A 15,222-nucleotide genomic window follows, 5' to 3' on the forward strand; every position below is an offset into this window, starting at 1 on the left:
GCAATGACAATACGCTGTTGCACTCAGGGTTCGGGGCGGCACTGAAAATAGCGGTCCGTGGTTCGCTGGATGGTAAACTGCCCCGAGTCGGTGATTTTTTTCCGGGCGGTCTCGTCGGGCTGATGGCCGCTGTCCATGAAGAGGACCCCTTCCGGTACCAGAATGCGACGGATGTCCGTGAGCATGGCTGTGGGATCGTCGACCATGTGGAACATGTCCATGGCGTAGACAATATGGACGCTGTGGTCATCCAAAGGGGTGTCATACCCCCGGGTGAGAAGCCCCATGACGTTGGTGAGCCCCAAGCGAAAGGCCCTTTCGTTCACGGCCTGGATGGCCAGGGGGTGGATGTCCACCGCCGTCACCAGCCCCGTTTTTCCCACCAGCCGGGAGGCGGCCCGAAGGTATGAGCCCGGTCCGCACCCGTAATCCACCACATGCATGCCTTCCATCATCTCAAACTCCGCCAGGATATCCGTGCGCCTGCTGAAGAGGTCCTTGACCCGAAAGGCCAGGGCCATCAGCCTGAAGGCCGTGTTGGAGAGGTGTTCGTTCATGTTTTTTCCTTTTTCGTAACTGCTCAGTACCTAAAAGTGAAAGAGCCTTCGGAGGCCGTGTCGGTGGCAAAACGTTTAAAAAGTTTAACACATAGGTTTTAGACGGTAGATTCAATTCAATCTGAATCAAAGGCGAATGTGATTTTCCCTGAGGAACGAAGGGGACAGCGCATTCGCAACCTGCTTTCAAGGTGGCACACCTTGCCGCCGGAGGCAGCCAGGTTAAAGACGCCTCCGGCGGCCCTGCCGGGGGCCAAACTTTTGAAAAGTTTGACAAACAGGTTTTGCTCAATTTAACAGAAACCTTCGCGGAAGCCCTCACCCTGAGGAACGAAGGGGGAGGGCTTTCGCAACCTGGGGTCCAGCGGATCATCCCCTGGCCGCCGGAGGCGGGTTTTCCCTGCCCACTTTAACCATAGAAGGCATGCTTTTTCTCATTTACGATGGATCAGAACGGGCCGGCGGTCAAGATGGTGTCTGTATTTATCTGTGTCCTTTGGATAGATGATATGAAAAACTGTATCCATTAAAAATGAAACCAACTGTATCTTTTGGCCTTCAAGGGAGCTGGGGTAGGGTATTGCCATGAAATCGAACGTTGCGGAGAAAAAGGGGGGACAGCCTCTCTACGAAGAGGTGGCCGGGCGCCTGGCCCTCATGGTGAGGGAGGGCACCTTCAGGCCCGGGGAGAAGGTGCCGTCGATTCGCGCCATGAGCCAGCGGCTGAAGGTGAGCATCAACACGGTGAAGACCGCCTACGGCCTGCTGGAGGACCGGCGGGTCATCGAAGCGCGGCCCCAGTCCGGTTACTACGTGTGCGCACGGCTTCCCGCCATTCCGAGGGAACCGGATGTGCGGCGACCCCTTCTCAACGCCGCGGCCGTGGAGGCAGGCGAAATGGTCTCCCGTATCATGCGGGATGTCAACGACCCCGAGCGGGTGCAGTTCGGGGCCGCCATCCCTGATCCTGCGATCCTGCCGTCTGAAAAACTGGGGCGGATCATGGCGGCCGAGGTGCGCAGGGCAAAGGGCCACGGCACCGGCTACGCCATGGGCAGCGGTCTGCCCAAGCTGAGGCACCAGATCGCCCGGCACATGCTCAAAGCCGGGGTAACCCTTGCCGCCGATGAGATCCTTATCACCTCGGGGGCCTCGGAAGGGGTCTCCCTGGCCATGAAGGTCCTGTGCCGACCCGGGGACACCGTGGTGACCGGGGCCCCGGTTTACTTCAATTTTTTGCAGCTGTTCCGGGAGCTGGGGCTCAAGGTCCTTGAGGTGCCTTCATCGCCCGTGGATGGGATTCATCTGGATGCCCTGGAGCGCGCCCTGTCCCGAAACCGGGTGAGCGCCTGCCTTCAGGTGACCAACTTCAACAACCCCCTGGGGGTCTCCCTCTCCGAGGAGAAGAAGAAAGACCTGGTGGCGCTTCTTGCGCGGTATCAGGTCCCCCTGGTGGAAGACGACATCAATGGGGACATCGCCTTTGACGGCCGTCGCCCCGGGGTCTGTAAGGCCTACGACAAGAGCGGCATGGTGATCCTCTGCTCCTCCTTTTCCAAGACCCTGGCCCCGGGGTACCGGGTGGGATGGATGGTCTCAGGCAGGTTTCGGGAGCGTATGCAGCGCCTGAAGATGGTCTCCTCCCTGGCCACGGCCCTGCCCCCCCAGCTGGCCGTGGCCGAGTTCCTGGCCAACGGCGGCTACGAACACCACCTGCGGGGATTGGGGCGCACCTGCGCCCAGCGGGTGGCGGCCATGGGGGAGATGGTGGGGGAGACCTTCCCCGAAGGAACCCGGGTCACACGTCCCTGGGGCGGGTTTACCCTCTGGGTGGAGATGCCCCAGGCCGTGGATTCCATGAAACTCTACGCCGCGGTGGAACCGATGGGTATCACCGTGGCCCCCGGGGCCCTTTTCTCCATCGGCGATACCTACCAGCACTACCTGCGCTTAAACGCCGCCGCCTTTACCCCGGAGACCCGGTGGGCCCTTAAGGCCGTGGGGGATGCTGCACGGGAGCTGGTTTAATGGTCTGAAAAATCAAAAAACCAAAAACATGCCTCCGGCGGCGAGGTGTGCCACCTCGAAAGCAGATTGCAAATGCGCTTTTCCCTTTCATTCAAGGCGTGGTGCGGGTATCGCGTTAAATAGCTGTTTATCAAATTTTTCAAAAGGTTGGCCCCCGGCAGGGCCGCCGGAGGCGTTTTTATTTCGATTTTTACACCCAACAAAGTGATGGATGATATGCGAAATGTGATGTTTTACGTGATGACGATTTTGATCTGGGGCTCCACCTGGCTGGCCATTACCTTCCAGCTGGGGCGCATCGACCCCATGGTGTCTGTGACCTATCGGTTTTCCCTGGCCGCGGTGCTTCTTCTGCTGTGGTGCGCCGTGCGGCGTCTTCCCATGCGGTTTACCATGGGAGAGCACCTGGCCATGGCCGCCCAGGGTTTTTTCCTGTTTGCCCTAAACTACTGGCTTTTTTATCTGGCGGAGCTTCATATCGCAAGCGGCCTTGCGGCGGTGATTTTCTCCACGGTGATGGTGATGAACGTGGTGAACGGGGCTTTGTTTCTCAAGACGCCCGTGGACGCCAAAGTGGTGGCGGGGGGCGCTTTGGGCCTTGTGGGCATCGGGCTGGTGTTTCGGCCTGAGCTCACCTCGTTTCACCTGGGAGACAGCGGGGCCAAGGGGTTGCTGCTCTGCTTTGCGGCCACCTACCTGGCCTCCATCGGCAATATCCTGTCCGCCCGCAACCAGAAAGCTGGGCTTCCCGTGGTGCAGACCAATGCCTTCGGCATGCTGTACGGGGCCCTGCTCATGCTGGGCCTGTCCGCCCTTCTGGGACGCTCCTTTGCTTTTGAGATGAGCACGGCCTATGTGGGGTCCCTGGTTTACCTGGCGGTCTTCGGGTCCATCGTGGCCTTTGGCTGCTACCTTTCCCTTATAGGCCGCATCGGCGCGGACCGGGCTGCCTATGCCACCCTGGTCTTTCCGGTGGTGGCCCTGGTGATCTCCACGGTCTGGGAAGGGTATCAGTGGAGCGGGTTCGCCTTCAGCGGCGTAGCCCTGATTCTTGGGGGGAACCTTTTGCTGCTCAACCGAAAAGAAGCCAAGAAGAAGCCCGGGCCGGACTGTTCCGTGTCATCACAACCGGCAACGAAATCCCCAGAGACCATGACCGCCTGAACCTGGTCGGACACGATGGAAAGGAACCGATGAACCATGGATATGGTGCTGCAGCTGTGGGGAGGCTCGTTTTACCTCATCAATAAAATGTGTTTTTCCCTTGCCGAGGGGCGTGGTGAGTCGAGGAAGCGTCAGCTGAAACTCTGGGGCTGGGGAATCTACATTCTCGGGGTCCCGGCCTGGGTGACCATTTTGATCCTCAAACACAACTGGATTGCCGCATCCATTGAGGCCGGAGGCATTCCTTCCATGGCGCTGGGCTTGTTCAGCGTGTACCGGAACAACGGAAAAAACCATGGGGCCCTTGATGGGGTGGCCACGGTCTGCACGTACGGGTTCATGGTACTCGGTGCGGGCTTCAGCCTCTACGATTACCACGGCCTCAACTCGGTATCCCAGGTGCTGGAGATCGGGGTGATGGTGGGGTTTCTGATGGGGAGCTATTATCTGGCCAAGGAGAGGCACATCGGGTGGCTTTTTTTTATGCTGATGAACGGAAGCATGGGTACCCTGATGCTTCTGCAGGAAAAACCCATTTTAGCGTTCCAGCAGGGAGTGTCCCTCTGTTTTGTTATGTACGGCTTCATGCGTGCCATAGGGACTTCATTGGACGGGGAGAAGGAGATCATGATCCGATAAGAGAGCTGAGATTCAGTAAAATAGATGCCTTTGCCACACCGCATTTATCCGGGAACTCCGCCCTCGGGTATTGCCTGATCCGCCACGGGTTGTGGCAGGGTGAGACCGTGGTGATCGAATAAAATGGATCGACGGATCGACCCAACATCTTGAATCTCTGAAAGAAAACAGCGCCGGACGAAACGGTTCGGGTGCTTTTCGGCGGCGGGGCGGTGACCCGGATCAACGGACATTATGTGCTAACAGAATAAAGGAAGAGACCATGAAAACCATCGGACTGCTGGGTGGGATGAGCTGGGAATCCACAGCCAGCTATTACAAAGTTATTAACGAAGGGGTCAAGGGGGCTTTGGGCGGCCTTCATTCGGCCAAGATCTGTCTGTACAGCGTCGATTTTGAGGAGGTAGAAGCGCTCCAGGATGCCGGAGACTGGGCCGCTGCCGCAGAGCTTCTCGGCCGCGCCGCAGCCTCGGTGGAGGCCGGGGGCGCAGATTTTCTCATGATCTGCACCAACACCATGCACAAGGTGGCCGAAGACGTGGAGGCGCAGCTCTCCATTCCTCTTCTTCACATCGCCGATGCCACGGCTGAAGCCCTGACCGCCGATGGGATCTCTAAGGTGGGGCTTCTGGGAACCCGCTTTACCATGGAAGAGGATTTTTACACAGGCAGGCTCAGTGACCGGTTCGGTCTTGAGGTTGTGACCCCGGATGCCCGAGGCCGTGGGGATGTCCATAACGTGATCTACACGGAACTCTGTCGCGGAGAGATCAACCCCTCTTCCAGAGAGCGCTTTGTGGAGATCATCGGAGAGCTTAAAGCCAAAGGCGCCGAAGCCGTGATCCTTGGCTGTACGGAGATCGGCTTGCTGGTGGGCCCTTCGGACACCTCGGTGCCCCTCTACGACACCGCTGCCATCCATGCGGCCAAAGCGGTGGCGCGTGCCATTGGGTAAGGTTGGGAAAAGGAAAAAGCTGAAAGCATGCCTCCGGCGGCAAGGTGTGCCACCTTGAAAGCAGGTTGCGAATGTGTTTTCCCCTTCGTTCCTCAGGGAAAAACACATTCGCCTTTGATTTAGATTAATCGGAATCTGTTTTTAAATGCGTTATCCGCTTCATTCCACAGAGAAAATAACACGTGCCTTTGATTTAGATTGATTCGAATTTGTTTTTAAAACCTGTTTGTTAAACTTTTTAAAAGTTTAGCCCCCGGCAGGGCCGCCGGAGGCTTTTTTTTATGCGGTGTACTCTTCTTTCAGATCCTGAATTTTCCCACCTGCTCCTGCAGGCCCCCGGACAGGCCGGTGACGTCTTCTGCGTGGGTATTGACCACGTCGCTGCTGGAGACGAGGGCGGAGGCGGTGTTGCTGGCCTCGGTGATCTCCCGGGCGATCTGTTCGGCAAAGCGCGCACCGTCTCTGGCCTGGTCGTTGACCAGGGCGATGGCACGGGAGGACTGGGCCAGGTTGCCTGAGATCTCTCGGGTCGTCACGGACTGCTCTTCGATGGTGGTGCCGATGGTCTGGATGATCCGGTCGATTTTGTGGATGGTGTCGGCGGTGGCGTTCATGCCGGCGGTGGTGTTTTTGGCGGCGTTCTGGATGCCTACGATCTGTTCGTTGATCCGGGTGGTGGCCGCCCCTGTTTCGTGGGCCAGGGTTTTGATCTCGTTTGCCACCACGGCAAAGCCCTTGCCGGCTTCCCCTGCCCGGGCCGCCTCGATGGTTGCGTTCAGGGCCAGCAGGTTGGTCTGTCCCGAGATGTCGTCAATGGTCTGGGAGACTTCGCCGATCTCTTTGGCGGCCTGTCCCAGGGCTTCCATAAGCTCCTTGGCCTGATGGGTTTCGTTGACGGCGGTCTCCGAGATGGTGCGGGCGTTTTCCGTTTTTCCGGCGATCTCGGAGATGGAGGCGGTCATCTCCTCGGTGGCCGAGGCCACGAGGTGGGCGGTGGACGAGGCTTCGTTGAGGGCTTCGGCCATGCTCTCGATGTTACCGCTCATGTCCGAGGCGGCTGTTGCCACGGAATGGAGCTGGTGGGACATGCCGTCGGCTCCCTTGGTCATCTCCCCGGAGATGGAGAGCAGCTCCCTGGACGCCGAGCCGATGGTCCCCGATCCGTTGGCGATGTCCCGGATCATTCCCTGGAGTTTTTCGAGGAAGGCGTTGAAAAGGGTTGCCAGTTCCCCGATCTCATCCCGGGCTTCATAGGAGAGGCGACTTGTCAGGTCCCCGTCGCCCTGGGCAATGTCGGCCACCATGGCGATGACCTGCTGCAAGGGGCCGGTGATGGAGCGGGTGATGAAAATGGCCAGCACCATGCCGATGAGTACCGCCATGGCCCCTACGAGCATGGCGATGCGCGACAGGGTTCCCGCTGAGTCGGCAAGGGTTCCGGAGCGCGAGCCCGCGATATCCATGGCTTCCCGGTAGATGCCCTCCACGGCCTCTCCGATTTCCTGGGCGGAGACACCCATGGTGGCTTCGGCCTCTTCGATGATCTTCTCTTCGTTTATCACCTCGGAAAACGCGCGGTTGTAAGCTTCCAGCTGTTCGGTGGCCTCGGCCACATGGCGCTGGGTGATGCCCGCCCCTGCCAGTTGTTCGGCCAGGGCCTTGACGGCGTTACCGGTGGCCTCGGCTTCCTTGGGCTCCCCGTAGAGCAGGTAACTTTTTTCATGGGTTCGGATGGCCAGAAGGAGCTTGCCGGCCATGGGCACATAGACGTCGTTTAAAGATGCCTGGATGTTCTCCCGTGTGGTGACCATGATTTCATAGAAGTATTCGTCATCGGCAAGCTGTTCAAGGGCGCCTTTGTAGAGTGCCAGCTGTCTGGCCTGGTAATCCTTGCTCTCCGGGCTGCAGGTGGATCGGGCCAGGGCGGCCTCAAAGGCATCGATGCTGGTGACGAGGTTTTCCCTGGCATCGGCAAAGGTGGTCTGTTTGAACTCCCGTTCACAGATCCAGAGCCTCAGAAAGGAGAGGTAGAGTTTTTCCACCTGATGGCCCTTCATCTTCTCCGCCAGGATGGCGCCCGCCTTGTTGAGTTCCCCCTGGAGACCGGAGTGGGCGTCGGCCCCTTTGCGTTCCCAGGCGGCGGCAAGTTCCAAAAAGGAGGCCAGGTAGTGCTCGGAGAGGGCCTTTACCCGCTGGGATTTTTCGGCGCTTTTTTTGTATCCCGCCTTGCGGGCAAGGGAGTGGATGGCATCGGCTTTGGCCTGGAGCTGTGCGATGCCCGCGTTTAAGTTGGTGAGGGTGGCGTCGTCCCGGCTTGTCAGGAAACGGCCCTGGAGCTCCCGGCTTTCGATGAGCAGGGATTTGACGTCGGCTGCGTGTTCAGCGATTTTCAGCTCCACCTTCATGAGGTCGTCGACGCTTCCCACCGTGGACCGAACGCAGTACTGGTAGATACCGATGACACCGAGGAGCAGGAACAGGACAATGCCGAATCCCCCACCCAGTTTGTAGATCATTTTCATGGCTGCCTCCTTTTATCCCTTGTGTTTCCAGGTCTCGATGAGCGCGTCGTAGGGCATGGTTTGGCCCTTTTGGTCTTCCACCGGGGGCTTGGGTGCCCCGGGTTGCTTCAGCCAGTAGTCGCGGGATTTTTTGGGGTTGAGCTTCGGAGAGTACCGGGGAAGCTCCATGGTCTCCATGAGGGCCTCCATGTCGTGGGCGATGTTGTCCATGGCCTGCTGGGCGGTGATCTCCCCGGCCACGGCCATGCCCACGTTTTTGGCCCACTGGGCGGAGAGCGACGGGTAGTGCGGGACGTTGGGGCCGGTGTCTGTCCAGCGGTTCTCCACGGGGGAGCGGTAAAAGGTGATGAGCCCGCCGAACTTGCCCTCATAGCGGTCCAGCTTGGGAGAGAAGATGGTGCTCTTGCGGATGGGGGTTTTGTTTTCGAGGAACTTTTTCATGCACACCGATTTGGAGACGCAGAACTGTGCCCAGAGCCAGGCCGCCTTCCGGTGCTTGCCGGTGACGGAATGTTTAAGAAGGGTCCAGCTCCCGGTGTCCTGGTAGCCCACCTTCATGCCCTCTTCCCAGTATTTGCCGTGGGGGGAGGGGGCCACGCGCCACAGGGGGTTGCCGTGGCTGTCTGTCACCCGGCTCTCCGGGTTGGTGTAGGCATCTTCCGACAGCCAGGTGGTGTACTGGAAGATGCTCTGGGCGATGCGGCCCTTGGAGGGAACGATGCCCGCCACAAAGAAATCCATGTACTCTCCGTACGGCGGGGCGTAGGCCTTCATCCAGTGGATGTATTTTTCCATGGCATAGACGGCGGCAGGGCCGTTGGTGGCTCCGCCCCGGGCCACTGAGGCCCCCACGGGGACCTTGTTTTCCACCCGGATTCCCCACTCATCCACGGGAAGCCCGTTGGGGAGACCTTTGTCACCGGCCCCAGCCATGGAGAGCCAGGCGTCGGTGAAGCGCCAGCCCAGGCCCGGTGATTTTTTACCGTAATCCATGTGGCCGTATACTGTTTTGCCGTCGATGGTCCTGCCGGTGAAGAATTCGGCAATGTCCTCGTAGGCCTGCCAGTTCAGGGGAACCCCGAGTTCGTAGCCGTAGCGCGACTTGAACTCTTTTTTGAAGGTGGGGTCGGTAAACCAGTCGTAGCGGAACCAGTAGAGGTTGGCGAACTGCTGGTCCGGGAGCTGGAGCTGGTGGCCTTCGTAGTCCTGGCCGAACTCCAGGTTCAGGAAGTCGTCAAGGTCCAGGCGGGGGTTGGTGACCGAGGCCCCTTCCCCTGCGATGAAGCCTTTGAAGTCCAGGGCACTGTCCGCCCGGAGGTGGGTCCCGATGAGATCGGCGTCGTTGACGTAGATGTCGTATTGCTTCTCGTTGGTCTCCATCTGGCGGGTCATCCGGTTCACCACCTCACCTTCGCCGATGATATCGACCCGGACCTTGATGCCGGTGATGTCGGTGAAGGCTTTGGCCAGAACCGCGGCCTCCCATTTGTGGGTGGGGATCCCTTCGGCGCAGGCCCTGATCTCCATGCCCTTGTACGGAGCCGCCGCCCGGGCAAACCAGGCGAGCTCGTCTTGCTGTTCCCTCAGTGAAAGGGCCGAGGGCTGAAACGCCTTGGCCCATGTTTCGATCTCTCCGGCCTCTGCCTGGCCGGGGAGTGTGGCCAGCAGGAGCAGCATGGCCAGGATGGTGAATCCGTGTCTGTTTTTTTTCCGCATACGTCTTTCCCTTTCCCATTTCCGGTTGCCGCAGGGTCCGGCAGGGCCCGAAGGCATCGTCGCATTACTGTGTTCTTAAAAAATAGATACCTCGTATTTAGTTAAAAAATATGTTGTTGCTTACTTCTCGGGTAAGCTAAAAATATTTGCTTGTTTAGCTGTAGTTTTTCTTGATTTTTTATACTACCTAATGTTGAGTCAAAAATCAATGGAATCATCTCTTAATTGGCGTTCTGGAGGTGCAATCAATGCAGGGTTTGTAAAGATGTGGTTGGGCGTATTTGATGGTATGGTGCGGGCTTGTGTGGGTGTTTTTAGTAAAAAATAATGTTGATGGGGTGGGGTGTTTTTTTTACTGGGTAGTCATTTTGGTGGGGGAGTGCCGGGGCGGTGGGGTCCGCCCCGGCCCAGGATCAAGCCAACAGGCTTTGGCCGGTCATCTCCTCGGGTTGGGGTATCCCCAGGAGAGACAGGATGGTGGGGGCGATGTCGCAGAGGCGGCCTTCGTCCCGCAAAGAGGGGGTGTCGGAGCCCAGGAGGATGAGGGGCACCGGGTTGGTGGTGTGGGCGGTCATGGGGTTTCCTGTGATGGGGTCCACCATGGTCTCCGCGTTGCCGTGGTCGGCGGTGATGAGAACCGCTCCGCCGTTGGCGGTGGCGGCTGTTACCACGCGTCCGAGGCATTCATCGACGGCTTCAAGGGCCTTGACCGCCGCTTTCATGTCGCCGGTGTGCCCCACCATGTCCGCGTTGGCAAAGTTGAGCACCGTCAAGTCATCCGGTGTGGCGGAAAAGCGCGCCACAAAGGCATCGGTGAGCTCAGCTGCGGACATTTCCGGCTTCAGGTCGTAGGTGGCGACCTTGGGCGAGGGGATGAGGATCCTCGTCTCCCCGGGGGATTCGGCCTCGACGCCTCCGTTAAAAAAGAAGGTGACGTGGGCGTATTTTTCGGTTTCGGCGATGCGCAACTGGGTGCGTCCGGCCTCGGCCACGACGGTCCCTAAAGGGCGCTTGGGGGTGATGGGGCCAAATGCCACGGGGACCCCTTTGATGTCGGCATCGTATTCGGTCATGCAGACAAAGAGGGTGTCGCGTTTTTCCCGTGGGAACCCGGTAAAATCATCGTCCACAAAGGCGTGGGTGAGCTGGCGAGCCCGGTCCGGCCGGAAGTTGAAAAAGATCACGGCGTCGCCGTCGCGGATGGCTCCTTCGGTCCCTTCTATGAGAAGGGGCTCGAAGAATTCATCGGTGTCGCCCTTGGCGTAGGATGCCTCCACGGCGTGGGCAGCCGTTGCGGCGCGTGCCGGTTCGTTGCCGGTGAGGGTCTCGTAGGCGTAACGGGTCCTTCCCCAGCGGTTGTCGCGGTCCATGGCGTAGTAGCGGCCGCACAGGGAGGCCAGGGTGCCGGTACGCATGGTGTGGAAGGTCTGCTCCAGCTCTTCGATGAAGGAGAGGGCGCTCTGGGGCGGTGTGTCCCGTCCGTCCAGGATGGCGTGGACAAAGACCTGCTCTACCTCGTGTCGCGCGGCCAGTTCCAGGAGTCCCTTTAAATGGTCCATGTGGCTGTGGACCCCGCCGTCGGAGAGGAGCCCCATGAGGTGCAGGGCCTTTCCCGGTTCCTTGGCGCGGTTTACGGCCGCAAGGAGGGCGGGATTTTCATAGAACGAGCCGTCCTCAATGGCATGGGTGATGCGGGAAAGGGACTGCCGGACAACGCGGCCGCAGCCGATGTTGAGGTGTCCCACTTCGGAGTTGCCCATCTGGCCGGGGGGCAGGCCCACCTCCTCGCCGCTTGCGGCAAGGGTGGTGTGGGCGCTTTCGGCCATGAAACGATCCATGTTGGGGGTGCTGGCATGGTGGACGGCGTTGTACCGGCAGGGTTTGCCCTGCCCCCAACCGTCTAAGATGACAAGTGTCACCGGAGTGTTCATGGGTACGGCTCCTGTCAAAAGGTGGTCAGGCTGTGAAAGCTTTCTGCGGCGAGGCTGGCGCCGCCCACCAGGGCGCCGTCGATGTCGGCTTCGGCCATGAGCCCTTTGACGGTGTCGGTGTTGACGCTGCCGCCGTAGAGGATGCGAAGGCTTTCAGCGGCCTTGTCGCTGTACAGGTCGGAAATGATGCCGCGAATGGCTGCACAGACCTCGTTGGCGTCGGCGCTGCTGGCGGTTTTTCCGGTGCCGATGGCCCAGATGGGTTCGTAGGCGATGACCACTTTGGTGACATCCGCTTCGGCGATGCCGTGGAGCCCGCTGATGACCTGGGCTTTGATGACCTCTGTGGTGCGGTCTGCTTCGCGCTCTTCAAGGCTCTCTCCGCAGCAGAGGATGGGGGTCAGTCCCTCTTTTAAGGCGCAGATTGTTTTTCGGTTGACCGAGGCATCGGTCTCTCCGAAGAGCTGGCGACGCTCGGAGTGTCCGAGGATTACGTAGGTGGCACCCGTGTCTTTGATCATGGCCGCAGAGATCTCGCCGGTGAAGGCCCCTTGGGCTTCGTGGTGCATGTTCTGGGCACCCAGGGCGACGCGGGTTCCGGCAAGGGCATCGGCCAGGGAGTAGAGCAGGGGGGCGGGGGCGCAGATCAGGGTTTCCACCCCGTTTTTCGGGGCGTGTTCCCCAAGGTAACGGGCAAAGGCCAGGGCCTCGTCCAGGGTTTTGTTCATTTTCCAGTTGCCGGCAATTAAGGGGGTTCTCATGACACTCCTTTCACGGGTATTTCGGGTCGTGCGGTGTGGCGTCCGGCGCGGCCGGAGATGTCTGCGCAGCGACGTTTCCAAGGGCAGGATTCCGGCGTAAATACGGCGCACCGGGTAAGGGGGGCACGCCATACGGGCGCCACAGGTTCAGCGGTCCCGGTTGGATGCCACCCCGAAGCGACCGGCCATGTCAAGCGGTCTTTTCGGGGCGGCAACCAGGGCGGGGCAAGGCGTATTCTATTTGAACGCCATGGAGGCCTTGACGGCTTTCTGCCAGCCTGCGTAGAGGTCGTCGCGGGTGGTGTCGTCCATGGTTACTTCAAAGGTCTTGTCCTTGTTCCACTGGGAGGCAATTTCAGCGCGGTTTTTCCAGAAGCCCACGGCAAGGCCGGCCAGGTAGGCGGCACCCAGGGCAGTGGTTTCCACGATGACGGGGCGTTCCACGTCAGAGCCCAGGATGTCGCTCTGGAACTGAAGGAGGAAATCGTTGCCCGTTGCCCCGCCGTCTACGCGAAGGGTCTTGATGGAGATGCCGGAGTCGGCTTCCATGGCGGAGAGGACGTCCTTGGTCTGGTAGGCCAGGGACTCCAGGGTGGCGCGTACAAAGTGCTCTTTGGATGAACCTCGGGTGAGGCCGAAGACGCAGCCGCGCACGTCGCTGTCCCAGTACGGGGTGCCCAGGCCTACGAAGGCGGGAACCACGTAAACGCCTTCGGTGGAGTTTACGCGTTCGGCGTATGCCTGGCTGTCCTTGGCGTCGGCGAACATGCGCAGGCCGTCACGGAGCCACTGGATGGCAGAACCCGCCACAAAGACGCTGCCTTCAAGGGCGTATTCCACCTTGCCGTTGACACCCCAGGCGATGGTGGTGAGCAGGCCGTTGTCGGATTTTACTGCTTTTTCGCCGGTGTTCATCAGCATGAAGCAGCCGGTGCCGTAAGTGTTCTTTGCCATCCCTTCTTCGTAGCAGGCCTGGCCGAAGAGGGCTGCCTGCTGGTCGCCTGCGATGCCGGCGATGGGAATTTCATAGCCGAAGAAGGCATTGGGGGCGGTGGTGCCGTATACTTCAGAGGAGGGCTTGACCTCGGGAAGCATGGACGCGGGAACGGTGAGGGCTTCAAGGAGCTCCTCGTCCCAGTCGAGGTCGTAGATGTTGTACATCAGGGTACGGGACGCGTTGGAGTAGTCCGTGACGTGGGCTTTTCCGCCGGTGAGCTTCCAGGTGACCCAGGTGTCGATGGTGCCGAAGAGGAGATCGCCTTTTTCGGCTTTCTCGCGGGCACCTTCCACGTTGTCGAGGATCCACTTGACCTTGGTGCCGGAAAAGTAGGCATCGATAAGGAGGCCGGTCTTGTCGCGGACAGTGTCGCTCAGGCCCTTGGCCTTGAGCTCGTCGCAGATGCCTGCGGTCTGGCGGGACTGCCAGACAATGGCGTTGTAGATGGGGTTGCCGGTGTTCTTGTCCCAGACCACGGTGGTTTCACGCTGGTTGGTGATGCCGATGGCCGCGATTTCGTCGCCGGAGATGTCCTTGTTGGCCAGGGCCTCTGCCAGGACGGACTGAACGGAAGACCAGATTTCAAGGGCGTCATGCTCTACCCAGCCGGGCTGGGGGAAGATCTGGGTGAACTCTTTCTGCGTCACCAGTTTGATCTCGCCTGCTTTGTCGAAGAGGATGGCACGTGAGCTGGTGGTTCCCTGGTCGATGGAGATGATGTATTTTTTTTCCATGATTGACTCCTCAGTATGGGGGTTGTGGGCGGCGGCTCCCCGAAGGGCCCTGCGGACCGGACAGCTGCAGGGCAGGTTCGGTAAAACAGTGGAGCCGCTCACTTTGTTCGTTCGCTCTTTGTTCGGTGTGCAGCAGGGGGCCGGGGCCGGCCCCCAATCTTCTTACATGACGATGGCCTTGTAAAGCAGGGCACCGCATACGCCGCCGAGGATGGGGCCGACAACGGGGATCCAGGCGTACGTCCAGTCGGAGTCACGCTTGCCTGCGATGGGCATGAAAAAGTGGGCGAGGCGGGGGCCCAAGTCCCTTGCGGGGTTGATGGCGTACCCGGTGGTTCCGCCGAAGGAGAGGCCGATGGCGGCGATGAAGAAACCCACGATCAGGGGGTTTAAGCCTTCGGAGAATTTGTTGGCGCCGATGCCAAGCAGGCCGAAGACGAGGATGGCGGTGCCCAGGATTTCGCTGAAGAGGTTGGCCATGGGGTTGTTGATGGCGGGACCGGTGGCGAAAACAGCCAGTTTGGCGTCTTTGTCTTCGGTTTCAGCCCAATGGGGATAGTAGTGCAGATAGACCAGGGTGGCGCCGATGAAGGCACCAATCATCTGACCGGCGATGTACATGGGAACATCGGCCCAGGGGAAAAGGCCGATGGTGGCAAGGCCGAGGGTTACGGCCGGGTTGACATGGGCGCCGGAGTATTTTCCCACAAGGTAAACGGCAAAGGCTACTGCAAAGCCCCATCCCAGGGTGATAACGATCCACCCGGAGTCCTGAGCTTTGGATTTGTTCAGTACAACGCCTCCAACAACGCCGCACCCGAACAGTGTCAAAATCAATGTTCCAATCAACTCTCCCAGAAAACTAGACATACTTCTTCCCTCCAAAATCATCTTCTAAAGAACGTCAAGAATTTCGCCCGCCTCCATTGCCGGGCCCATCGGTTTCCCGTCAAACGAAGCGTTGTGCGGGAAACACTGTTTGTTTGATGTATATTCGAAACCGAAATAAATCAAGTTAAAAATATTCGAAAGTGAAAATTTTATCGTTGATGTTTGGTGACTTATTAAGGAACTTGAAGAAAAATGATCCCCATGGGACGGCTGATGGAACCTGGGATTAAAGGGATTGTCCTTAGCATTTATTGGGAAAAACGGATGCCAAGAGGGTAACCCGTGTTCAGGGGTGTGCCCGGAGAGGGGGCATTTTCATTGTGAAAA

General features: G+C 59.2%; 11 protein-coding genes. 4 read left to right on the plus strand and 7 right to left on the minus strand.

All coding sequences use genetic code 11. The annotated features are described in order from the left end of the window. Window positions 1–23: 23 nt before the first annotated feature. Window positions 24–557 carry a class I SAM-dependent methyltransferase gene (locus BLQ12_RS10225; protein WP_092210552.1) on the minus strand — a complete coding sequence of 178 codons (534 nt, stop codon included), beginning with the start codon at window positions 555–557 and terminating at the stop codon, window positions 24–26. Window positions 558–1,142: 585 nt separating this feature from the next. Between BLQ12_RS10225 and BLQ12_RS10235 the strand changes: the two genes are divergently transcribed. From BLQ12_RS10235 to BLQ12_RS10250, 4 genes are all read left to right on the plus strand, one after another. After that, the gene (locus BLQ12_RS10235; protein ID WP_092210554.1) at window positions 1,143–2,585 is read left to right on the plus strand and encodes an aminotransferase-like domain-containing protein; all 1,443 of its coding nucleotides are present in this window, start codon (window positions 1,143–1,145) and stop codon (window positions 2,583–2,585) included. Between the two features lie 240 nt (window positions 2,586–2,825). Then, window positions 2,826–3,749 (plus strand): DMT family transporter, encoded by a 924-nt coding sequence (locus BLQ12_RS10240; protein WP_254782036.1) that lies wholly within the window; start codon window positions 2,826–2,828, stop codon window positions 3,747–3,749. Window positions 3,750–3,785: 36 nt separating this feature from the next. Continuing rightward, complete coding sequence (locus tag BLQ12_RS10245; RefSeq protein WP_092210556.1) at window positions 3,786–4,388, plus strand: hypothetical protein; 603 nt, start codon at window positions 3,786–3,788, stop codon at window positions 4,386–4,388. A gap of 262 nt (window positions 4,389–4,650) precedes the next feature. After that, complete coding sequence (locus BLQ12_RS10250) at window positions 4,651–5,343, plus strand: aspartate/glutamate racemase family protein (protein ID WP_092210557.1); 693 nt, start codon at window positions 4,651–4,653, stop codon at window positions 5,341–5,343. A 299-nt stretch (window positions 5,344–5,642) separates the two neighbouring features. Here the strand turns inward: BLQ12_RS10250 and BLQ12_RS10255 are convergent, their stop codons facing one another. The 6 genes from BLQ12_RS10255 to BLQ12_RS10285 form a co-directional block, all read right to left on the minus strand. Beyond that, entirely contained in the window at window positions 5,643–7,865 is a 2,223-nt protein-coding gene (locus BLQ12_RS10255; RefSeq protein WP_092210558.1) for a methyl-accepting chemotaxis protein, read from the minus strand. A 12-nt stretch (window positions 7,866–7,877) separates the two neighbouring features. Continuing rightward, on the minus strand, window positions 7,878–9,581 hold the full coding sequence (locus tag BLQ12_RS10260; RefSeq protein ID WP_092210559.1) for an ABC transporter substrate-binding protein: 1,704 nt from the start codon (window positions 9,579–9,581) through the stop codon (window positions 7,878–7,880). A 413-nt stretch (window positions 9,582–9,994) separates the two neighbouring features. Continuing rightward, complete coding sequence (gene gpmI, locus BLQ12_RS10265) at window positions 9,995–11,512, minus strand: 2,3-bisphosphoglycerate-independent phosphoglycerate mutase (protein ID WP_092210560.1); 1,518 nt, start codon at window positions 11,510–11,512, stop codon at window positions 9,995–9,997. 14 nt (window positions 11,513–11,526) lie between these two features. Continuing rightward, window positions 11,527–12,273, minus strand: a complete 747-nt coding sequence (gene tpiA, locus BLQ12_RS10270) for a triose-phosphate isomerase (protein ID WP_092210561.1) — start codon at window positions 12,271–12,273, stop codon at window positions 11,527–11,529. A gap of 237 nt (window positions 12,274–12,510) precedes the next feature. After that, window positions 12,511–14,004: a glycerol kinase GlpK gene (glpK, locus tag BLQ12_RS10275; protein ID WP_092210562.1), complete on the minus strand. Its 1,494-nt coding sequence runs from the start codon at window positions 14,002–14,004 to the stop codon at window positions 12,511–12,513. Between the two features lie 162 nt (window positions 14,005–14,166). Next, a complete protein-coding gene (locus tag BLQ12_RS10285; protein WP_092210564.1) occupies window positions 14,167–14,874 on the minus strand; it encodes an MIP/aquaporin family protein in 708 nt (235 codons plus the stop codon). Window positions 14,875–15,222: the final 348 nt, after the last annotated feature.

The sequence above is a fragment of the Desulfoluna spongiiphila genome, from assembly GCF_900101345.1.
GTDB classification, from domain to species: Bacteria; Desulfobacterota; Desulfobacteria; order Desulfobacterales; family Desulfolunaceae; genus Desulfoluna; species Desulfoluna spongiiphila.